This window comes from Pseudomonas sp. 3296 (assembly GCF_031456615.1).
GTDB lineage: Bacteria > Pseudomonadota > Gammaproteobacteria > Pseudomonadales > Pseudomonadaceae > Aquipseudomonas > Aquipseudomonas mucoides.
Window position 1 is genome coordinate 249,095 of sequence record NZ_JAVDUY010000005.1, and the last position, 21,886, is coordinate 270,980.

Annotated in this window: 20 protein-coding genes; 10 read left to right on the forward strand and 10 right to left on the reverse strand. The window is 59.4% G+C overall.

The genetic code is table 11. From position 1 onward, the window contains the following. Positions 1–6: 6 nt before the first annotated feature. On the forward strand, positions 7–3,042 hold the full coding sequence (locus J2X66_RS15190; protein WP_310265686.1) for a multidrug efflux RND transporter permease subunit: 3,036 nt from the start codon (positions 7–9) through the stop codon (positions 3,040–3,042). Positions 3,043–3,121: 79 nt separating this feature from the next. Here J2X66_RS15190 and J2X66_RS15195 read toward each other — a convergent pair whose 3' ends face one another. The 5 genes from J2X66_RS15195 to colR all read right to left on the reverse strand — a co-directional run bounded on the left by J2X66_RS15195 (position 3,122) and on the right by colR (position 6,856). Continuing rightward, on the reverse strand, positions 3,122–3,349 hold the full coding sequence (locus tag J2X66_RS15195) for a hypothetical protein (RefSeq protein ID WP_310265688.1): 228 nt from the start codon (positions 3,347–3,349) through the stop codon (positions 3,122–3,124). Between the two features lie 2 nt (positions 3,350–3,351). Further along, positions 3,352–4,065 (reverse strand): lipopolysaccharide kinase InaA family protein, encoded by a 714-nt coding sequence (locus tag J2X66_RS15200; RefSeq protein ID WP_310265691.1) that lies wholly within the window; start codon positions 4,063–4,065, stop codon positions 3,352–3,354. A 4-nt stretch (positions 4,066–4,069) separates the two neighbouring features. Continuing rightward, positions 4,070–4,738, reverse strand: a complete 669-nt coding sequence (locus J2X66_RS15205) for a class I SAM-dependent methyltransferase (protein ID WP_310266200.1) — start codon at positions 4,736–4,738, stop codon at positions 4,070–4,072. A 161-nt stretch (positions 4,739–4,899) separates the two neighbouring features. After that, complete coding sequence (locus tag J2X66_RS15210) at positions 4,900–6,183, reverse strand: HAMP domain-containing sensor histidine kinase (protein ID WP_310265693.1); 1,284 nt, start codon at positions 6,181–6,183, stop codon at positions 4,900–4,902. Then, the gene (gene colR / locus J2X66_RS15215; RefSeq protein WP_007948597.1) at positions 6,173–6,856 is read right to left on the reverse strand and encodes a two-component system response regulator ColR; all 684 of its coding nucleotides are present in this window, start codon (positions 6,854–6,856) and stop codon (positions 6,173–6,175) included. Before colR ends, J2X66_RS15210 begins: the two co-directional genes overlap by 11 nt. A 204-nt stretch (positions 6,857–7,060) precedes the next feature. On the opposite strand from colR, the gene J2X66_RS15220 reads away from it, so the two are divergent. Then, a complete protein-coding gene (locus J2X66_RS15220; protein WP_310265697.1) occupies positions 7,061–9,010 on the forward strand; it encodes an LTA synthase family protein in 1,950 nt (649 codons plus the stop codon). 53 nt (positions 9,011–9,063) lie between these two features. Beyond that, positions 9,064–9,807: a phosphatase PAP2 family protein gene (locus J2X66_RS15225; protein ID WP_310265700.1), complete on the forward strand. Its 744-nt coding sequence runs from the start codon at positions 9,064–9,066 to the stop codon at positions 9,805–9,807. 163 nt (positions 9,808–9,970) lie between these two features. Here J2X66_RS15225 and groL read toward each other — a convergent pair whose 3' ends face one another. From groL to J2X66_RS15245, 4 genes are all read right to left on the reverse strand, one after another. After that, positions 9,971–11,614 carry a chaperonin GroEL gene (gene groL / locus J2X66_RS15230; RefSeq protein ID WP_074874047.1) on the reverse strand — a complete coding sequence of 548 codons (1,644 nt, stop codon included), beginning with the start codon at positions 11,612–11,614 and terminating at the stop codon, positions 9,971–9,973. Between the two features lie 49 nt (positions 11,615–11,663). Then, the gene (locus tag J2X66_RS15235) at positions 11,664–11,957 is read right to left on the reverse strand and encodes a co-chaperone GroES (RefSeq protein WP_019827816.1); all 294 of its coding nucleotides are present in this window, start codon (positions 11,955–11,957) and stop codon (positions 11,664–11,666) included. Positions 11,958–12,203: 246 nt separating this feature from the next. Then, positions 12,204–12,680 (reverse strand): FxsA family protein, encoded by a 477-nt coding sequence (locus J2X66_RS15240; protein ID WP_310265705.1) that lies wholly within the window; start codon positions 12,678–12,680, stop codon positions 12,204–12,206. 66 nt (positions 12,681–12,746) lie between these two features. Then, complete coding sequence (locus tag J2X66_RS15245; RefSeq protein WP_310265707.1) at positions 12,747–13,478, reverse strand: HugZ family protein; 732 nt, start codon at positions 13,476–13,478, stop codon at positions 12,747–12,749. A 165-nt stretch (positions 13,479–13,643) separates the two neighbouring features. Here J2X66_RS15245 and J2X66_RS15250 point away from each other — a divergent pair, with 165 nt between their 5' ends. After that, a complete protein-coding gene (locus tag J2X66_RS15250; protein WP_027922858.1) occupies positions 13,644–14,402 on the forward strand; it encodes an SDR family oxidoreductase in 759 nt (252 codons plus the stop codon). Between the two features lie 136 nt (positions 14,403–14,538). Here the strand turns inward: J2X66_RS15250 and apbC are convergent, their stop codons facing one another. Next, a complete protein-coding gene (apbC, locus tag J2X66_RS15255) occupies positions 14,539–15,633 on the reverse strand; it encodes an iron-sulfur cluster carrier protein ApbC (RefSeq protein WP_027922857.1) in 1,095 nt (364 codons plus the stop codon). Positions 15,634–15,817: 184 nt separating this feature from the next. On the opposite strand from apbC, the gene metG reads away from it, so the two are divergent. The 6 genes from metG to J2X66_RS15285 all read left to right on the forward strand — a co-directional run bounded on the left by metG (position 15,818) and on the right by J2X66_RS15285 (position 21,878). Then, a complete protein-coding gene (metG, locus tag J2X66_RS15260; protein ID WP_027922856.1) occupies positions 15,818–17,869 on the forward strand; it encodes a methionine--tRNA ligase in 2,052 nt (683 codons plus the stop codon). 142 nt (positions 17,870–18,011) lie between these two features. Then, positions 18,012–18,581: an Rnf-Nqr domain containing protein gene (locus tag J2X66_RS15265; RefSeq protein WP_310265711.1), complete on the forward strand. Its 570-nt coding sequence runs from the start codon at positions 18,012–18,014 to the stop codon at positions 18,579–18,581. Continuing rightward, on the forward strand, positions 18,578–19,792 hold the full coding sequence (rsxB, locus tag J2X66_RS15270; RefSeq protein ID WP_310265712.1) for an electron transport complex subunit RsxB: 1,215 nt from the start codon (positions 18,578–18,580) through the stop codon (positions 19,790–19,792). The genes J2X66_RS15265 and rsxB overlap by 4 nt, the downstream gene beginning before the upstream one ends. Further along, on the forward strand, positions 19,779–20,768 hold the full coding sequence (locus tag J2X66_RS15275) for an RnfABCDGE type electron transport complex subunit D (RefSeq protein WP_310265714.1): 990 nt from the start codon (positions 19,779–19,781) through the stop codon (positions 20,766–20,768). Before rsxB ends, J2X66_RS15275 begins: the two co-directional genes overlap by 14 nt. Continuing rightward, on the forward strand, positions 20,765–21,376 hold the full coding sequence (locus J2X66_RS15280) for an RnfABCDGE type electron transport complex subunit G (RefSeq protein ID WP_310265716.1): 612 nt from the start codon (positions 20,765–20,767) through the stop codon (positions 21,374–21,376). Before J2X66_RS15275 ends, J2X66_RS15280 begins: the two co-directional genes overlap by 4 nt. Next, the gene (locus J2X66_RS15285; protein WP_310265720.1) at positions 21,369–21,878 is read left to right on the forward strand and encodes an Rnf-Nqr domain containing protein; all 510 of its coding nucleotides are present in this window, start codon (positions 21,369–21,371) and stop codon (positions 21,876–21,878) included. Before J2X66_RS15280 ends, J2X66_RS15285 begins: the two co-directional genes overlap by 8 nt. Positions 21,879–21,886 lie beyond the last annotated feature (8 nt).

Sequence of the window (21,886 nt, forward strand, 5' to 3'; positions counted from 1 at the left end):
ATCCCCATGGCTTTTACCGATCCGTTCATCCGCCGCCCGGTCCTCGCGACCGTGGTCAGCCTGCTGATAGTGCTGCTGGGCTTCCAAGCCTGGAGCAAGCTGCCCCTGCGCCAATACCCGCAAATGGAAAACGCCCTGATCACGGTAACCACGGCGTACCCCGGGGCCAACGCCGAGACCATCCAGGGCTACATCACCCAACCGCTGCAGCAGAGCCTGGCAAGTGCCGAGGGTATCGACTACATGACGTCGGTCAGTCGCCAGAACTTCTCGGTGATCTCGATCTACGCACGTATCGGTTCCAACAGCGACCGCTTGTTCACCGAGCTGCTGGCCAAGGCCAACGAGGTCAAGAACCGTCTGCCTCAAGATGCCGAAGACCCGGTGCTGAGCAAGGAAGCGGCCGACGCCTCGGCGCTCATGTACATCAGTTTCTTCAGCAAGGAATTGAGCAACCCGCAGATCACCGATTACCTGTCGCGGGTCATCCAGCCGAAACTGGCCACCCTGCCCGGCATGGCCGAAGCCGAGATTCTCGGCAATCAGGTGTTTGCCATGCGCCTGTGGCTGGACCCGGTGAAGCTGGCCGGTTTCGGCCTGAGCGCCAGCGACGTGACCAACGCGGTCCGCCAGTACAACTTCCTCTCCGCCGCCGGCGAAGTGAAAGGCGAGTACGTCGTCACCAGCATCAATGCCAACACCGAGCTCAAATCCGCCGAAGCCTTTGCCGCGATCCCGCTCAAGGTCGACGGTGACAGCCGCGTGCTGCTCAGCGATGTCGCGCGGGTGGAAATGGGCGCGGAAAACTACGACACCATCAGTTCCTTCGGTGGCACCCCCTCGGTGTACATCGGCATCAAGGCCACGCCGGGCGCCAACCCTCTGGACGTGATCAAGGAAGTGCGCAAGATCATGCCGGACCTGGAAGCCCAGTTGCCGCCGAACCTCAAAGGTGAAATCGCCTACGACGCCACGCTGTTCATCCAGGCCTCAATCGATGAGGTGGTGAAAACCCTGTTCGAAGCGGTGCTGATCGTCATCGTCGTGGTGTTCCTGTTTCTCGGGGCGCTGCGGTCGGTGGTGATTCCGGTGGTGACCATTCCGCTGTCGATGATCGGCGTGATGTTTTTCATGCAGATGATGGGTTACTCGATCAACCTGCTGACGCTGCTGGCGATGGTGCTCGCCATTGGGTTGGTGGTGGACGATGCCATCGTCGTGGTGGAGAACATTCACCGGCACATCGAAGAAGGCAAAACACCTTTTGACGCGGCCATCGAAGGTGCCCGGGAAATTGCGATGCCGGTGGTCTCGATGACCATCACTCTGGCGGCGGTTTACGCGCCCATCGGTTTCCTGACCGGGCTGACGGGGGCGCTGTTCAAGGAATTCGCCCTGACGCTGGCCGGAGCGGTGGTGATCTCCGGCGTGGTTGCGCTGACACTGTCGCCGATGATGTGCGCCTTTTTGCTGCGCCACGACGAAAATCCCAGCGGTCTCGCCCACCGCCTGGACCTGATTTTCGAAGGCCTCAAGCGTCGTTACCAAAGCCTGCTGCACGGCACCCTGAACACCCGGCCGGTGGTGCTGGTATTTGCGCTGATCGTGCTCTGCCTGATCCCGGTGCTGCTCAAATTCACCAAGTCGGAGCTGGCACCCGACGAGGATCAGGGCATCATTTTCATGTTGGCCAACGCCCCGCAACCGGCCAACCTCGACTACCTGAACACCTACACCGACGAATTCATCACCATTTTCAAGGAGTTTCCCGAGTACTACTCCTCGTTCCAGATCAATGGGTTCAACGGCGTGCAATCGGGGATTGGCGGTTTCCTGCTCAAACCGTGGAATGAACGCGACCGCACACAGATGGCGATCCTGCCCGAGGTCCAGCGCAAACTGGAGAGCATTGCCGGGTTGCAGATCTTCGGCTTCAACTTGCCCTCCCTGCCCGGTACCGGCGAAGGCCTGCCGTTTCAGTTCGTGATTAACACGGCCAATGATTACGAGTTGCTGTTACAGGTCATGGACCGGGTGAAAAAACGTGCCATGGAGTCCGGCAAGTTCGCCTTCGTCGACGTCGACCTGGCCTTCGACAAACCGGAAGTGGTGGTCGATATCGACCGCGCCAAAGCCGCGCAGATGGGCGTGTCCATGCAAGACCTGGGCGGAACCCTGGCGACATTGCTGGGTGAGGCGGAAATCAACCGCTTCACCATCGAGGGCCGCAGTTACAAGGTCATCGCGCAGGTCGAACGTCCCTTCCGGGACAACCCGGACTGGCTGAACAACTATTACGTGAAGAACAACAAGGGCCAATTGCTGGCCCTGTCGACCCTGATCACCGTCACCGACCGGGCGCGACCGCGACAGCTGAACCAGTTCCAGCAACTCAACTCGGCCATCCTTTCCGGGGTGCCGCTGGTCAGCATGGGTGAAGCCCTCGACACCGTGCGGCAGATCGCCCGGGAAGAAGCCCCGGCGGGCTTCGCCGTCGACTATGCCGGCGCATCACGGCAATACGTTCAGGAAGGCAGTGCGCTGTGGGTCACCTTTGCCCTGGCGCTGGCAATCATCTTCCTGGTGCTGGCTGCGCAGTTTGAAAGCTATCGCGACCCGCTGGTGATTCTGGTGACCGTGCCGCTGTCGATTTGCGGGGCGTTGATTCCGCTATTCCTCGGCTGGTCGAGCATGAACATTTATACCCAGGTCGGGCTGGTGACGCTGATCGGGCTGATCAGCAAGCACGGGATCCTGATCGTCGAGTTCGCCAACCTGCTGCGCAAGGAAAAAGGCCTGACGGCTCGCGAAGCGGTGGAGGAAGCGGCGGCGATCCGGCTTCGCCCTGTGCTGATGACCACGGCAGCGATGGTGTTTGGCATGGTGCCGTTGATCCTTGCCACGGGCGCGGGGGCGGTGAGCCGGTTTGACATCGGGACGGTGATTGCTACGGGGATGTCGATCGGGACGTTGTTTACCTTGTTTGTGCTGCCGTGCATCTACACCTTGCTGGCCAAACCCGCCCCCAAAGAACACGTATAACCCCCTGTAGGGGATTTGTTTTGGTCATAAAAAAAGGCCTCGCACATATGCGAGGCCTTTTATTTGCGTTTCAATCTGGTCAACTTTGCGGCCTCATTCCCTGGGCAAGCCCGAACATGAGCAACAACAAGTCATGATCGGGTTGCGCAGCAGCGGAGGCTTTGATTGCGCGTGGTAATGGACAGTGAGCATCGCTGCTCACTGAACTGAGGACCTGCGTGCGTGGCTGCTCCCAGGCAGCCACCGCCAATGAAGCAACTGCCAAGGCTCCAACTACAAACAAACCTCGTGCAATTTCGAGTTTCATCGCTATAAACCTTTGATAGCGCTGCCAAACGCCGTCTCATAAAAGTAGACGAGTTTTTTCCAGTCCGCATCGCTGAATGACGAATGGCGACGCAGTTGCTTCATGTCATGAGCGGCCGCTTGATGAGCGGTCATCCGCTGTCGGCACTTCTCCAGATCGATCAAGGCGATTTCGACCTTGGCCGATTCGCCTTCGCCAGTCACTCGCAAGAACACGTGCTTGATGTAGATGCAGCTGTGCTGCCAACGGCCCTTGTGCATCCGGGCGAGGTTTTCGGCCAGATCCTTTAACACGCGATCATTCACCGCCTCGCCATGGCGCTCGCGACCACCACCGGCGTACCAGTGTTCGATTTCCTCGAAGCCATCCAGCGACTTGGTCACCAGCAATGCGCGCCATTTGTGCACAGGGTCGCGCTGTGCGCCGCAGAAAACGATTTCAGGAACACGCACGCCAAGCTTGCGCAGGCCGACCAGCGCATCTTGCTCGCGCAACACGGTCGGGCGGCCAAACGGATGCAGCCAGCTGCGATAGATATGGCCGGTCTGGCGCTTGGCATAGAGCAGTTGTCCATCACTGCCCATGACGCGCTGCACGCCACTTTCCCCGCCACGGCGAACGTTGGGTTCTTCTACCCATTCACCGCGCTGATTCCAGAAAAAGTCGAAGCGGTCCTTGGGAGCGACTTCCGTTTCTGCTGCACATTGCACTGCCATCCTGTTACCTCTTGCGTAATACGTAAACGCGCCACATGGCGTAGAGCGGTATAAAGTCCAGTTTTTCCTGGATGCGGAAACCCGCTTGCTCGAATTCTTTCTCGACCGTTGCGGCCGGTAACACAAAGCGGTTTTGGTAACCTTCCTGCCCACGCCGCGCTTCTGAACGCTTGCGTTTCCAGGCCTTGAAGTTGCCATCCACCCACAACGAAATGATCACGCTATCACGGGTGACACGCTCGAATTCGCGCAGAATCGCCAGTCGATGCTCGGCTTCACCGATGTGGTGCAGCAAACGCATGCAGAAAATGCTGTCAACGGCATTATCAGGCAAGGCGATGTCGAAGGCAGAAGTGTGCAAGGGTTGTACCCGCTTCACCACGTCGGCGGGTTGCGCCTGGCAAGCGATCTTCACCATTGATTCAGAGTTGTCGGCGCCGATGATTGCACGGTTAGCCTTTTCCGCCAGCATTGGCCAGAAACGCCCTGCACCGCAGGGCAGGTCGAGTACCAGTCCGGGCTCGCCGGCCAGTGTCAGCGCCTTGCGTGCCAGCTGTACGTCGCGCCAGTGGGACAGTTTGCGACCGAGGCCATCCTGATGCTTTTGCAGATAACGCTTAGCGTGTTGATCGTCGTATTTTTCCGAAAAATCGAGTTTGATCGGGCCGTCCATCATCAGGTCTCCTGAAATGCTGATGTCACCAACCTTAGGTAGTCTAGTGTCAGAGTCAGGTCATTCATTTGTGAAAATTTCGTTGAGAGAAACCCCGAACTATTTCAAGGTTTTACAGGATAACAACGATAGCTCAGGGCCATTGAACTGCAACCGTTCACTCAACCAGCCTCCGATGCGTTTAATTCGACCTGAAAACGACAGCCATTGGGCTCCATAGTCGTCAGGCTGACGGACCAGCCCTGGTTCTCACAAATCCGCTGCACCAGCGACAACCCCAGACCAAGACCCTCTCCCCGTTTTTCCGAACCCCGCACGAACGGCTCGAACATCGCCTCGCGTTTTTCTTCGGGAATGCCCACCCCGCTGTCCTCGACCACAAACCCCGTGGCGGTGAGGGTCAGGCGGATGAAACCGTGTTCGGTGTAATGCAGCGCATTGCGCAACAGGTTGCCCATCACCGCATGCAGGAGCGTTGCGTTGTAACGGGCAGATGGAGGGGGACCCGGTTCGAAAATCAGTTTCAGCCCCTTGGTTTCGATCGGTTCTCGCCACAGCGTGAGCAAGCCGTCGGCAACCTGTTTCAGGTTCTGCTGCGGCGACATACTCGCGTCTTCACGTTGTGCGCGGGCCAGCATCAGGAAGGTCTGCACCAGTTCACGCATCTCTTCACAGGCCCGCGCAATGCGTTCGACCTGGGCGTGGCCGCGCTGATCGATCCCGGGATTTTCCAGCAGTAATTCACAGGAACTGGCCAACACCATCAGGGGCGTACGCAGTTCGTGGCTGACGTCACTGGTAAATAACCGCTCGCGGTTCAGCGCCTGGCGCAAACGACCCAGGGTGGCGTCGAAGGCGACGGCCAGTTCGCCCACTTCGTCTGCGGCATAATCCGGTGCCAGCGGCGGCGCCAGCCCCAACAGTTGATCGCGATGGCGGACCTGGCGGGCCAGTCGTACCACGGGCGCCATGACTTTGCGCGCCAGGACCCAGCCGAGAAAAACCGCCAGCGCCAGGCTCAGGACAAAGCCGACCAGCACCACGGCAAACAGCACCCGCTCACGCTCTTCGAAATCGCTTTGGTCTTGAAGCAGCACATAGCGCCGACCGTCGACGATTTCGACCATGGCGTGATACGACAGTTGATCGCGGAAAACTTCGTGAAAACCCGAATCGAGGTTGCGCAGATCCTTGGGCAGTTCGAAATCCCCTGCCCCGCCACTGAAGTAGAACAGTTGATCCGGCTCAGGGCGGTGGCTCCAGTCCGACATGCTGTCCATCAGCAACAGACGCTGCAGATCGCCACCCAGTCCGGACGAAATAAGCTTTTCTTCCACCACGTGTACGGTTGCCACAATGCCCATGGCAAAGGCACCGGCCACCAATGCGCTCATCAGCGCAAAGGCGATGATGATCCGTTGAGCAAGGCTCTGCTTAAACTCCATCACGGCCCTCGGCCAGGCGATAACCCACACCGTGAACGGTTTGCAGCAATGGCTTGGCGAAAGGCTTGTCGATCACCTGACGCAGTTGATGGACGTGGCTGCGCAGGCTGTCACTGTCCGGGCAGTCATCGCCCCACAGCGCTTCTTCGAGAATTTCCCGGCGCAGCACGTGCGGACTTTTCTGCATCAGCACGGCCAGCAACTTCAGGCCCACCGGGTTGAGTTTCAGCAGTCGCCCTTCGCGAGTCACTTCCAGGGTATCGAGGTCGTAGGCCAGATCGCCGACCTGCAAGGTGCGACGGCCGCCACCTTGGGTGCGACGCATCACCGCTTCGATCCGCGCGGCCAGTTCAGACAGGGCAAACGGTTTGATCAGGTAGTCGTCGGCGCCGGACTTGAAGCCCTGTAGCCGGTCGTCGAGTTGATCGCGGGCGGTGAGCATGATCACCGGCGTGTCGCGGCGGGCGTCTTCGCGCAGACGTTTGCACAGGGTGTAGCCGTCGATGCCGGGCAGCATGATGTCGAGCACGATCAAGTCGTAATGCTCGGTGGCCGCCAGGTGCAGGCCGGACAGACCGTCTTGTGCGCAATCCACGGTGTAGCCTTTGAGGCCCAGGTAATCAGCCAGATTGGCCAGGATATCGCGGTTGTCTTCAACCAATAGAATTCGCATGGGCACTCCTCGGTAACACAGTAACGGCCGTCTTGGCCCGCGCAGCTTAAGGCCAAGTGTGGCTGAGGACTAGGGTTTCGCTTCGCAGAGTCAATTTGTGCACGCAAATGGTACGGTTGACACCTTTTTCACTATCGATTCACACCCTGGCAACAGCATCCAGGCGAGAATCCCGCGCTAATGATAATAAGGAAGGTATACACAATGGACTTTTTCAGGACGGCGCCAATGCGCTTTCTCTTGCTGGTCACCGGCGCCTGGCTGGCGATTTTTTTTCTGACCCGCACGGTTCTGCTCATCACGCACCTGGACGAGGCCGGCAGCGGCTTCCTGTCGGTGTTCGGCATCGGCTTGCTGTATGACCTGGGGTTTATTGCCTACGCGGCATTGCCCATGGGCCTCTACTTGCTGCTGTGCCCACCGGCGCTGTGGCGTCGCCGCGGTCATCGCTGGTTGCTTCAGGGCCTGCTGACGGTCAGCCTGTTCGCCATGTTGTTCACCGCAGTGGCCGAATGGCTGTTCTGGGATGAATTTGGCGTGCGCTTCAATTTCATCGCCGTCGACTACCTGGTGTATTCCGATGAAGTGCTGAACAACCTGCTCGAGTCCTATCCGATCGGCAAATTGTTGAGCCTGCTCGCGATCCTGGCGGTCGGCTTGAGCGTCTTATTGCGTAAACCCTTCAATGCCGCGATGAGCGCCCCGTTGCCGCCGTTGCGCGGGCGCCTGCTGAATGCCTTGGGTTTATTGATCATCGCGGGTTTGAGCCTGCAACTGCTCAGTCAGGACTCACCTCGCGCCCAGGGCGGTAACGCCTACCAGAACGAGCTGTCGAGCAATGGCCCATACCAGTTTTTCGCAGCGTTCCGTAATAACGATCTGGATTACCCGCAGTTCTACAGCACGCTGCCGGCCGACGTTGTCGCACAGCAGATTCGGGCCGAGCTCAGCGAACCCAATGCACGTTTTGTCGGCAAGGACCCGCAAGACATCCGCCGGGACATCGATAACCCCGGCACCCTGCGCAAACCCAACATCGTACTGGTGACCATCGAAAGCTTCAGTGCCAAGTACATGGGCAGTAATGGCGACCAGCGTAACCTGACCCCCAACCTCGATGCCCTGCGCCAGCAGAGCCTGTATTTCAACAACTTCTACGCCACCGGCACCCGTACGGATCGAGGCCTGGAAGCCATCACGCTGGCCATCCCGCCAACGCCGGGGCGCTCGATCGTCAAGCGCATAGGCCGTGAGAGCGGTTTTGCCAGCCTCGGCCAACAGCTCAAGGCCGTGGGGTACGACAGCGTGTTCGTTTATGGGGGACGCGGTTACTTCGACAACATGAACGCGTTCTTCAGCGGCAACGGTTACCGCGTGGTCGACCAGAGCAGCGTCGATGAAGCCGAGATTCACTTCAAGAATGCCTGGGGCATGGCCGACGAAGACCTGTACACGCAGACGCTGAAACTGGCGGACGCCGACTATGCGAAGCAACAGCCGTTCCTTCTGCAACTGATGACCACGTCCAACCATCGCCCTTATACCTACCCGGATAACCGCATCGACATCAAATCCGGCAATGGCCGTGACGGCGCCGTGAAGTACACCGACTATGCCATTGGTCAGTTCCTCGATCAGGCGCGCCAAAAACCGTGGTTTGACAATACAATCTTCGTCTTCGTCGCCGACCACACCGCAGGCAGCGCCGGTAAAGAAGATTTGCCGATCACCAACTACCAGATTCCGCTGTTCATTTACGCACCGAAGTTGATCGAAGCCCGAGAGACGGCACAATTGTCCAGCCAGATCGACCTCGCCCCCACGTTGCTGGGCTTGCTGAATCTGGATTACGAATCGACATTCTTTGGTCGCAACCTGTTGCAGGACAATCCACTGCCGCCACGCGTGGTGGTTGGCAATTATCAACACCTGGGGTTGTTTGACGGCAAGGATCTGGCGATCCTTAGCCCGCGCCAAGGATTGCGCCGTCACGATGACGCGCTGACAGAGAGTCGCGAGTCCCGTGCCACCGCCAGTGATCCGTTGATCACCCGGGCGATTACTTATTACCAAACGGCCAGTTATGGCTTCAAGCAACAGCTGCTTGGCTGGAAGGCGCCCAAGGAGGGTGCCGGCCAAGTCAGCGAACGTTAACCGAATCGCCCCGGGCTGATGCCCCGGGGGTTTTCCTTTGCTCAGGATCCACCATGTCATCAACCGTTGTCCGCCCTGCCTCACGCCCGCTCAATTTCTGGGTGTGCCTGGGTGTTCCCGCCGTCGCGGCGATCGTTCTGGTGTTACTGGAACTGACGTCCCTGGACATGGACCTTGCCAAGCTGTTCTACGATCCAGTGGCCGGGGATTTCATCGGGCGCCACAGCTACTTTTTGGAAGACATTTTGCACGACCGCGCCAAGCAGGCAGTGATCGCCTTTTCCGTGTTTGCGATCATCGGCTTTATCGCGTCTTTTTTTGTGGACAAGCTCAAGCCGTTCAAGCGTGAGTTGGGATGCCTGGTGCTGTCGCTGGGTCTGGCAACATCCTTTGTAACGCCCATGAAAGCAGTGACGGCGGTGCAATGCCCATGGAGCCTTGAGCAGTTTGGCGGCCACGAGACCTACAGCGAATTGCTGAGCCCTCGCCCGCACACGAACAAACCCGGCCGCTGCTGGCCCGGTGGTCATGCCGCCACCGGTTTCACCCTGTTTGCCCTGTTCTTTGTGTTGCGTGACCGTCGTCCGCGCATGGCGCGTGCGGCATTTGTCTTCGCCTTCGCCCTGGGTTCGGTGTTTTCGATTGGCCGGATGATGCAGGGCGCGCACTTCTTTTCGCACAACCTGTGGACCGCGGTTTTCTGCTGGCTGATTTGCCTGGGGTCTTATTATTACGTGCTATATCGACCTGCTTCCAAGGTTGCGTCGATGGCCAAAGCGAAAACAGTCAACGCATGAAACACCGATCAAACCGTTAGAAGTGAGCGCCTGGGCTGACGCCATCGCGGGCAAGCCCGGCTCACACAGGTTAAAGCGGTTTCCTGACTGGCCCGATATGAGGCAATAAAAAACCCCGCCTGCTTTCGCAGGCGGGGTTTTTCAGTACAGGGGTAAGGCTGGCTTACATCATGCCGCCCATGCCGCCCATACCGCCCATGTCTGGCATGCCGCCGCCAGCTGGTGCGTCGTCCTTGATCTCGGCGATCATGGCTTCAGTGGTGATCATCAGGCTGGCAATCGACGAAGCCGCTTGCAGAGCCGAACGAGTCACTTTAGCCGGGTCCAGGATACCCATTTCGATCATGTCGCCGTATTCGCCGGTCGCAGCGTTGTAACCGTAGTTACCCGAACCCTGCTTGACCTTGTCGACCACTACGCTTGGCTCGTCGCCGGAGTTGGCAACGATCTGACGCAGTGGCGCTTCAACAGCGCGACGCAGCAACTGGATGCCAACGTTCTGGTCATCGTTGTCGCCTTTCAGCTCGGAGATAGCCTGCAGAGCGCGAACCAGTGCCACGCCGCCGCCAGGTACCACGCCTTCTTCAACGGCTGCACGGGTAGCGTGCAGGGCGTCTTCAACGCGGGCTTTCTTCTCTTTCATTTCAACTTCGGAACCGGCGCCAACCTTGATCACTGCAACGCCGCCGGACAACTTGGCCAGACGCTCTTGCAGTTTTTCACGGTCGTAGTCGGACGAAGTATCAGCCACTTGCTGACGGATCTGCAGAACGCGAGCCTGGATGTCAGCCTCAACGCCGGCACCGTCGATCACGGTGGTGTTTTCTTTGGACAGGATCACGCGCTTGGCATTACCCAGGTGTTCCAGGGTAGTGCTTTCCAGGCTCAGGCCGATCTCTTCGGAGATAACGGTACCGCCCGTCAGAACAGCGATGTCCTGCAGCATGGCCTTGCGACGGTCGCCGAAGCCTGGAGCCTTGACGGCTGCGACTTTAACGATGCCACGCATGTTGTTCACAACCAGAGTCGCCAGGGCTTCGCCTTCAACGTCTTCGGCCACGATCAGCAGTGGACGGCCGGCTTTGGCAACGGCTTCCAGTACTGGCAGCATTTCGCGGATGTTCGAGATCTTTTTGTCGACCAGCAGGATCAGCGGACCGTCCAGCTCGGCAGTCATGGTCTCTGGCTTGTTGACGAAGTACGGGGACAGGTAGCCACGGTCGAACTGCATGCCTTCAACAACCGACAGTTCGTTTTCCAGGCCCGAGCCTTCTTCAACGGTGATCACGCCTTCTTTACCGACTTTTTCCATGGCTTCGGCAATGATGTCGCCGATGGAGCTGTCGGAGTTGGCCGAGATGGTGCCGACCTGAGCGATGGCCTTGGTGTCAGCGCAAGGCTTGGACAGGGCTTTGAGCTCTTTGACGATCGCGATGGTCGCTTTGTCGATGCCGCGCTTCAGGTCCATCGGGTTCATGCCGGCAGCGACGGCTTTCAGGCCTTCGTTGACGATCGATTGAGCCAGAACGGTAGCGGTGGTGGTGCCGTCGCCTGCGTCGTCGTTGGCACGGGAGGCAACGTCTTTGACCAGCTGCGCGCCCATGTTTTCGAAGCGATCTTTCAGCTCGATTTCTTTGGCAACGGAAACGCCGTCCTTGGTGATGGTCGGAGCGCCGAAGCTCTTCTCGATGATCACGTTACGGCCTTTAGGGCCCAGGGTCGCTTTTACTGCGTCAGCCAGGACGTTCACACCGGCGAGCATTTTCTTGCGGGCGGAATCGCCGAATTTAACTTCTTTAGCAGCCATGATCGATATTCCTTAAATACTTTGTAGTAGCGGGAAAATGAGCGGGGTATCAGCCTTCGATAACAGCGAGAATCTCGTTCTCAGCCATTACCAGCAGGTCTTCGCCGTCAACTTTCACGGTGTTGCTGCCGGAGTACGGGCCGAACACAACCTTGTCGCCCACTTTAACGGCCAGTGCACGCACTTCACCGTTGTCCAGCACGCGGCCGGTACCGACAGCGAGGATCTCGCCACTGTTGGCTTTTTCAGCAGCCGAACCTGGCAGGACGATACCGCCAGCGGTTTTCTTTTCTTCTTCGCTGCGACGGATGACGACGCGGTCATGCAGAGGACGAAGCTTCATTGTCGATCTCTCCTAATTGTGGTTTTCATCGGCCGGTGTATTCCCGGCGGGTTTAACAAATCCGGCGGTGCCGGGTGCGGCTCGACAAGCGAGACGCGGAAGTCTGTCTGGCGTGATCGCCAGAAACCTTGCGGTGACCGTTACATAAGGGCGCATAAGCTTATTACAAGGGCGGGGATCGAAATTTTTTACATCGATGACCCGAAACAGACACGGCACCCGAAGGTGCCGTGCAGGTGAAACGTTTTACTGGGGGTCGCGGTGTTCGAACTCGCCTTCGATCACGTTGGGCTCACGGCCCAGCGGCTCGCGTGGTGCAGGACCGCCACGTGGCTGCAGGTCGTCGGCGAAGGCACGCTGACGGATCGAGGCTTCTTCAGCGCGCTGGCGCATTTTGTTGGCCAGCAGTCGACGGGAGATCGGCAGCAGCATGATCAGACCCAGCACGTCAGAGACGAAGCCCGGCAGGATCAACAGACCGCCTGCCAGGGCCAGCATCAACCCTTCCAGCATGGTCTGGGCCGGCAGCTCGCCGCGATTCAGGCTTTCACGGGCACGCAACGCAGTGGCCAGACCGGCGATGCGCAACACGAACACGCCGAGCATCGAGCCGAGAATGATCAGCAGCAAGGCCGGGAAAAACCCGATGGCGCCACTGACTTTGACGAATACGAATAGCTCCAACACCGGGAAAAGTACAAAGAGCAATAAAAAAGGGCGCATCAAATGGTTCCTCAACGCAAGAATGCCTTGCCAGTTAGCCTTAGATGACGTCGCCCTTTCGTGAATTCAAGCGTCGGCGACTTCTTTTTTGGGCCAATGCTCGGCGTGAGCCAGGAAAACCAAGGCTTCCCGGACTTGTGTCGGCGTATTACAAGGTGCTTGAAACGGCAACCAATACAGCGCCTGACCGATGCGCAAATGCATGCCTTCGGTGTCGATGCCGGCCAGTTGCGCCGGTTCGGTTTTCGGCAGGCCCGCCAGATCGACGTAGTGCGCGATGGCTTTGGCGTGATCGGCATTCATGTGCTCGACCATGCTCACCTCGGCTTTGCCGGCAAACGGGTTGGCCAGAGTCAGGTGTTCAACCCAGTGAATCGCGCCGAAGCCACCGATGTAGCGGTGACGCACGGGTTTAAGCACCCAGAAATCGAAATCGTGGGCCTTGTGATAGCTCTGCGATTCAGGGAAATAGCGGTAGTAACGCTCGGCGGCCGCTTCAATGGCCGCTTCGTCCTCGAGCTTTTCTGCTTCGGCGAGGTACGTCAGCCGACCAACGGCTTGCACGTCATCGGCCTCGCGCTCGCCCACGAACAGCGAGCATTTCGGGTCTTTCTGCAGGTTATGCGTGTGCTGGGCGATGCGGCTGATAAGGATCAGCGGCCGGCCCTGCTCGTCCAGGCAGTAAGGAACCACCGAGCCAAACGGGTACCCCGGCATCGACTTGGAGTGGGTAGAAAGCACTCCCCGGTATTCCTTGAGAAGCAATTCTCGGGCATTCTTGGCCGCTTCAACGCTCAATTTATGACTCCTTATATAGAATCCGTCGAAAAAACGGACAGGCGCCTGGGGATAAGTATCCAGTACGCCATCGGGGCAGTTCTCATGTGTAGCCAGGCCACATCAGGCGCAGATCGAGAGGCCCTCTACTAGGAAACCACTCTGACCTGCTATTGGGGCATGCGAATGCAACTCACTGACAAAGTAATCATTATCACTGGCGGTTGCCAGGGTTTAGGCCGTTCGATGGCCGAGTATTTCGCGGGTAAAGGCGCGAAGCTCGCGCTGGTGGACCTGAACCAGGAAAAACTCGACGACACCGTCGCCGCGTGCAAGGCCAAGGGCGTCGAGGCGCGCAGCTACCTGTGCAACGTCGCCAATGAAGAGCAAGTGACCCACATGGTCGCCCAGGTCGCCGAAGACTTCGGTGCGATCCACGGCCTGATCAACAACGCCGGCATCCTGCGCGACGGTCTGCTGCTGAAGGTCAAGGACGGCGAAATGACCAAGATGAGCCTGGCCCAATGGCAGGCGGTGATCGACGTCAACCTGACCGGCGTGTTCCTGTGCACCCGTGAAGTCGCGGCAAAAATGGTCGAGCTGAACAACAGCGGCGCGATCATCAATATCTCCTCGATTTCCCGTGCCGGCAACGTTGGCCAGACCAACTACTCGGCGGCCAAGGCTGGCGTGGCGGCAGCGACCGTGACCTGGGCCAAGGAACTGGCGCGCTACGGCATTCGCGTGGCGGGCATCGCACCGGGCTTTATCGAAACCGAAATGACGCTGGGCATGAAGCCTGAAGCGCTGGAAAAGATGACGGCCGGTATTCCGCTCAAACGCATGGGCAAACCGGAAGAGATCGCCCATTCGGCGGCATACATTTTCGAGAACGACTACTACACCGGCCGGATCCTCGAAATGGATGGCGGGTTGCGAATCTAAGGCAACACCCAAAACCCTGTAGCAGCTGCCCAGGCACGAGGCTGCGTTGCGTGTCCGCAGGACCGCCCTCGGGGGCCGCTGCGCAGCCCAACGCAGCCTCGTGCCTCGGCAGCTGCTACAACATCTATTCAGCGAATCAATCGTCGCTGATGGTGATGTTCGGCATCGCCGGCGATGCCGCTTCCTGCAACACGATCCGCGCGCCGACGTGGCGAGCGAGTTCCTGATACACCAGCGCAATCGGGCTGTCCGGTTCGGCGATCACGGTTGGCTTGCCGCCATCGGCCTGTTCGCGAATGGCCATCGCCAGCGGCAACGAGGCCAACAGTTCGACACCATACTGGTTGGCCAGCTTCACACCCCCGCCTTCACCAAACAGATGCTCGGCATGCCCGCAGTTGGAGCAGATGTGCACGGCCATGTTTTCCACCACGCCCAGCACCGGGATATTGACCTTGCGGAACATTTCCACGCCTTTGCGCGCATCCAGCAACGCCAGGTCTTGCGGGGTCGTGACGATCACGGCACCGGCCACCGGGACTTTCTGTGCCAGGGTCAGCTGAATGTCACCGGTGCCTGGCGGCATGTCGATGACCAGGTAATCGAGGTCGCCCCACGCGGTCTGGGTGACCAGTTGCAGCAGCGCACCGGAGACCATCGGACCGCGCCAGACCATCGGTGTGTTGTCGTCGGTCAGGAACGCCATCGACATCACTTCAACGCCATGGGACTCGATCGGCACAAACCACTTCTGATCCTTGACCTTTGGTCGGGTGCCTTCGGGGATGCCGAACATGATGCCCTGGCTCGGACCGTAGATGTCCGCGTCAAGAATCCCGACCTTGGCCCCTTCACGGGCCAGCGCCAGCGCCAGGTTCGCGGCGGTGGTGGATTTACCCACGCCGCCCTTGCCGGACGCCACGGCCACCACGTTTTTCACGTTGGCCAACCCCGGGATCTGCGCCTGAGCCTTGTGCGCGGCAATCACGCTGGTGATGTCGACACGGGCCGTCGTCACACCGTCCAGGCCTTCGATAGCCATTTGCAGCATCTGCGACCAGCCGCTCTTGAACAGGCCGGCGGCGTAACCCAATTCCAACTGGACGCTGACACGATCGCCCTGGATGTCGATATTACGTACACATCCGGCGCTGACCGGGTCCTGGTTCAGGTAAGGGTCGGTGTATTGGCGAAGGACGGCTTCCACCGCTGCGCGATTGACGGCGCTCATGGGCAACTCCGAAAACAGGACTTGGAAAAGATGGTGGGTATCGTACCTGTTCTGAAGGATCGACGGGATGTTCAAAAGAGGGCATCCAACCGTTACTCATCCAATGAAACAGGCTCACAGGGTGAAAAATATGCGCCAGCGCTTTATAGTGGCCGACCTCCGTTTCATCAAGTAGCCGAGCCCCATGTCCGAGCCACGCAAGATCCTCGTCACCAGCGCCCTGCCCTATGCCAATGGTTCGATCCATCTTGGCCACATGCTGGAATACATCCAGACCGATATGTGGGTGCGCTTCCAGAAGCACCGCGGCAACCAATGCATTTATGTCTGCGCCGACGACGCCCACGGTTCGGCGATCATGCTGCGCGCAGAAAAGGAAGGCATCACCCCGGAACAACTGATCGCCAACGTCCAGGCTGAACACAGCGCCGACTTTGCCGAGTTCCTGGTGGACTTCGACAACTTCCACTCCACTCACGCCGAAGAAAACCGTGAGCTGTCGAGCCAGATCTACCTGAAGCTGCGCGACGCCGGGCACATCGCCCAGCGCTCGATCACGCAATATTTCGACCCGGAAAAGAAAATGTTCCTGGCCGACCGCTTCATCAAGGGCACCTGCCCGAAATGCGGCACCGAAGACCAGTACGGCGACAACTGCGAGAAATGCGGTGCGACCTACGCGCCGACCGACCTGAAGGATCCGAAGTCGGCGATCTCTGGCGCCACGCCGGTGCTCAAGGATTCCCAGCACTTCTTCTTCAAGCTGCCGGACTTCCAGGAAATGCTGCAAACCTGGACCCGCAGCGGCACCCTGCAAGACGCCGTGGCCAACAAGATCGCCGAATGGCTGGATGCCGGCCTGCAACAGTGGGACATCTCCCGCGATGCGCCGTACTTCGGCTTCGAGATTCCGGACGAGCCGGGCAAATATTTCTACGTGTGGCTGGATGCGCCAATCGGCTACATGGCCAGCTTCAAGAACCTGTGCGACCGCACGCCGGAGCTGGACTTCGACGCGTTCTGGGGCAAGGACTCCACCGCCGAGCTGTACCATTTCATCGGCAAGGACATCGTTAACTTCCACGCCCTGTTCTGGCCAGCGATGCTTGAAGGCGCGGGTTTCCGCAAACCGACCGGTATCAACGTGCACGGCTACCTTACCGTCAACGGTCAGAAAATGTCCAAGTCCCGTGGCACCTTCATCAAGGCCCGGACCTACCTGGATCACTTGTCGCCGGAGTACCTGCGCTACTACTACGCGGCCAAGCTGAGCCGTGGCGTCGACGACCTCGACCTGAACCTCGAAGACTTCGTGCAGAAGGTCAACTCGGACCTGGTCGGCAAAGTCGTCAACATCGCCAGCCGTTGCGCCGGCTTCATCCATAAAGGCAACGCCGGTGTGCTGGTGGCCGGTAATGCCGCACCTGAGCTGACCGACGCGTTCCTGGCTGCTGCGCCCAGCATCGCCGAGGCTTACGAGGCTCGCGACTTCGCCCGCGCCATGCGTGAAATCATGGGCCTGGCCGACCGTGCCAACGCCTGGATCGCCGACAAGGCCCCGTGGTCGCTGAACAAACAGGAAGGCAAGCAGGACGAAGTCCAGGCCATCTGCGCCTTGGGCGTCAACCTGTTCCGCCAGTTGGTGATTTTCCTCAAGCCGGTCCTGCCGTTGCTGGCCGCCGACGCCGAGGCGTTCCTGAACGTCGCGCCGCTGACCTGGAACGACCACGCAACCCTGCTCAGCAACCACCAGCTGAACGAGTTCAAGCCGTTGATGACCCGTATCGACCCGGTGAAAGTACAGGCCATGAGCGACGCGTCGAAAGAAGACCTGACCGCCAGCGCAACCGATACCGGCGAAGCTGCACCGGCCGGCAACGGCGAACTGGCCAAGGATCCGCTATCGCCAGAGATCGAGTTCGACGCGTTCGCTGCGATCGACCTGCGCGTCGCACTGATCGTCAAGGCTGAACACGTGGAAGGCGCCGACAAGTTACTGCGCCTGACCCTGGACATCGGTGACGAGCAACGCAATGTGTTCTCCGGGATCAAGAGTGCTTACCCGGACCCGTCTAAGCTCGATGGTCGCCTGACCATGATGATCGCTAACCTCAAGCCACGAAAAATGAAGTTCGGCATCTCTGAAGGCATGGTGATGGCGGCCGGTCCTGGCGGTGAAGAAATCTACCTGCTCAGCCCTGACAGCGGTGCCAAGCCGGGTCAGCGCATCAAGTAAGGTCTTGCTGTAAACCGATCCCACAGTCGTGCCTGACGCGACTGTGGGATTTTCATATCTGGCCCACCCTCCGTCCTTGCCGGATAATGCCTAAGCTTTTTAGACCGCTCGTTAAAAAGCCCCCGTTCTTGCCGGCACGATCATGACCGAGATACTTCTTACGCTTATCAGCGCTGCCCTGATCAACAATGTCGTGTTGCACTGGCCGCTGGGCGCCGATCCGCTGCTGGGCAACGCGCATCGGCAAGTTCATGCACTGGGCATTGCGACCACCTGTTTGATGCTGCTGGTTGGCACGCTGGGCTATAGCGCTGACCGTTGGTTGCTGGTGCCGCTGGAGCTGACATCGCTGCGTCTTTTCGTGTTCCTGCCCTTAAGCGTGTTGTTGATCTCACCGTTGTTGAAAGCGCTGTCGCAGCTGTTGCCCAGATTGGCGTTCGACGGGCTCTGGCCGCTTCTTTTGGGCAATGCTGGCGTGCTCGGGTTGACGTTGCTCAACGCTCAGGACGACAAGGGATTCTTTCACGTCGCCTTTCTGAGCCTCGGCACCGGGCTGGGGTTTTGGCTGGTGCTGAGCCTGTTCAGCGATTTGCGCCAGCGCACACTCGATAACGATATCCCCCTGCCCTTTCGTGGCCTGCCGATCGAGCTGATCGGCGCCGGACTGATCGCAGTGGCATTTCTCGGATTTAGCGGACTGATCAAAACATGAGTCTGATTCAACGCATCGACGCCCTCCTGCCGCAGACTCAATGCGGCAAGTGTGGCCACCCCGGATGCAAGCCCTACGCCGAAGGCATCGCCAGCGGCGAGCCGATCAACAAGTGCCCGCCCGGTGGCAGCGAAACCATCGCTGCGCTGGCCGAACTGCTGAAAGTACCGGTACTGGAACTGGACACCAGTCGCGGTTCAGCCCCGGCGCAGATTGCCTATATTCGTGAAGCCGAATGCATCGGTTGCACCAAATGCATCCAGGCCTGCCCGGTCGATGCCATTGTTGGCGCGGCCAAGTTGATGCACACGGTGATCATCGACGAATGCACCGGTTGCGACCTGTGCGTGGCGCCCTGCCCGGTGGACTGCATCGAGATGCGTCCGTTGCCGCTGGCCACGGTACTGCCGATTGTCGGAGGCCTGGCCTTCAGCCTTGAAGAGCAACAGGCTCGCGCCGCCAAGCGCAACCATGCACGGCGCCGCTTTGAACAACGCAATGCCCGCTTGCAGCGCGAGGAACAACAGAAAATCGCAGAACGTCAGGCCCGCGCCCAACGCGCTGTTGCACACAGTGAAGTGACGACGGCTGACCCGGTGCAAGCGGCGCTTGAACGCGTGCGCGCACAAAAAGTGGCGAACGCTGATGCGGCGTTGAAAAAGGCCAGGATCGAAGTGGCGATGAGTCGGGCGCAGCTGAACAAGTCGCTCAAGGCCTTCGGGCATCCACCGACCTTCGAGCAGCAATCGCAACTGATCGTTCTGCAACAACAGTTCGAGGCCGCCGAACAGGCTTTGGCGCAACTGGAAAGCATTTCAGCAGCCCCCCCGACGCCAGTGGTCCCGGCGAAGGATGCCGAATTGAAGCGGGCAAAAATTCAGTTGGCCATGCGTCGCGCCGAACTCAAGAAAGCCCAGACCAACGAAGCACCGGCCGAACAGCTCGAAGCCCTGCAACAAGCGCTCAATGAGGCGGAACAGGCGTTGCACGTCGCGGAAGCGGCGAGTGAACAACCGCTGCCGGACCTGACACGCATCGAAAAGCGCCCCATCGACAGCCAGCTTCGACAGCTGAAAACCGAATTGGCCTACGCCCGTGCCGACGTCAGCAAACTCGAACGAAGTGCGGACACCCCAAACGAATTGATCGCCAAGGCCCGCGCGCGGCTGTTGGAAGCCCAGCGCCAGGTGGATGCCTATGTCGCCCCTTGAATCGGTGGACGAACGCCTCCAGCAGGCCATGAAGCTGGTGTTGCTGGCCACCGTGCCGGGAATGCTGACGTTGTTTTGGCTGTATGGCTGGGGCGTCTTGATCAACCTGATACTGGCGGCTGCCACCGCGCTGGCGGTTGAAGGTGCCGTGTTGCGACTTCGCCGGCGTCCGCTCAAACCAACGTTGAGCGACGGTAGCGCGCTGGTCAGCGCGACGTTGCTGGCGCTGGCATTGCCGCCGTACTGCCCGTGGTGGTTGACGGTCTGTGCGGCGGCGTTCGCGATACTGGGCAAACAATTGTATGGCGGGGTGGGCAAGAATCCGTTTAACCCGGCAATGCTCGGTTTCGCTCTGGTGCTGGTGACGTTTCCCCAACAGATGACGCACTGGCCATCCTCCCACGGCATGGACTTGCTCGGCGGCCTGCAACAGATATTCGGCTTCAACCTCGGCGCTACACCAGACGCTTGGGCCCAGGCCACTGCACTGGACAGCCTGCGCATCAACAAAAGCCTGACCATGGACGAACTCTTCGCCGGCAACCCGGCATTCGGTCATTTCGGCGGACGCGGCATGGAATGGGTCAACCTGGCCTTTCTCGCCGGCGGCGTCTTTCTCCTGCAACGCCGGGTGTTCAGCTGGCATGCACCGGTCGGCATGCTCGCCAGCCTGTTTGTCATCAGTCTGCTGTGCTGGAACGGTTCGGGCTCCGATTCCCATGGCTCACCACTGTTTCATCTGCTCACCGGAGCCACCATGCTGGGGGCTTTTTTCATTGTCACTGAACCGGTGTCCGGGGCAAAAAGCGCAGGTGCCCGATTGCTCTTTGGTCTGGGTGTGGGCTTGCTGACTTACCTGATACGGACCTGGGGCGGTTATCCGGACGGATTGGCATTTTCCGTGCTGCTGATGAACCTTTGTGTACCGGCGCTGGAGCGTTTTATCGCGTCCAGGCAGGAGCCAGTGACCCCATGAAACGAGCGTCCAGTGTGGTGATTCTGGTGTTACTGGCCGGGTTGGGTATCGGCGCGACTTACTTCGCGCACCACACCAGCGCACCGCGTATTGCTGCAGAACAACGGCTGATCGACAGTCGCAACCTGCTGGACCTGCTACCGCCCGAAAACTATGACAATCACCCCCTGGAACAGCCGCTCGACCTCGCCAACATCCCGTTGGCCAACAGCACGCTGCTGGGCGGCAACCTGGCGACCAAGGCCGGCCAGCCGAGCGCGGTATTGCTGCGCAGCCAGACTCTGGGCTATGAAGGCAAAATCGAGTTGATGATTGTCATTGATGCCAACGGTAAGTTGTTGGGGGTCAAAGCCCTCAAGCAATCGGAAACCCCGGGGCTGGGGGGCAAGATCGCCGACTGGCCGAACGCATGGCTTCAGGCGTTTACCGGCAAGTCCCGCAACGACCCCGGCGACACGGGCTGGGCCTTGAAAAAGGATCAGGGACAATTCGATCAGGTGGCAGGGGCGACCATCACTTCAAGGGCGGTGATCAGCGCCATTCATGACGCCTTGCGCTACTTCGATGAACACCGGCAATCCTTGATCGGAAGTAACGCCCATGACTAAGTCGTCAACCCTGCAAAACTCACTGATGCTGGCGCCCCTGATCGGCGCCACGACCTCCTGGACGGCGGCACTGGGACTGTGGCTAATGTTCATCGTGGTCATCGGTGGTTACGGCCTTGGCATGTGGGCCTTGCGATCGCGACTGCTGCCGTCCGCCCGCTTGATTGCCAGCATCCTGCTGGCCGCCACGCTCACCAGCTGCGCGCAAATGGCCGCACAAGCCTGGTCACTGCAATGGCACCAGCCTGTGGCGCTTTACGCAGGACTGATCGCCCTGCAGTGCGTTGTGCTGGAATACAACGGTTTCTTCCAGAGCCCGCGCCTTGATCGCTTGCGCCTGTGCGCCGTGTTTGGCGCATTGATGCTGGGCCTGGGCCTGCTGCGAGAGCTCCTTGGCAACGGTGGCCTGCACCTCGCCACGCTAGTCCCCGGCGGGTTCATCCTGCTGGGAGCGTTGGTCGCCGCACGTCAGGCCTGGGCTCGCTCGACGCCTTCACATTGATTGACTGA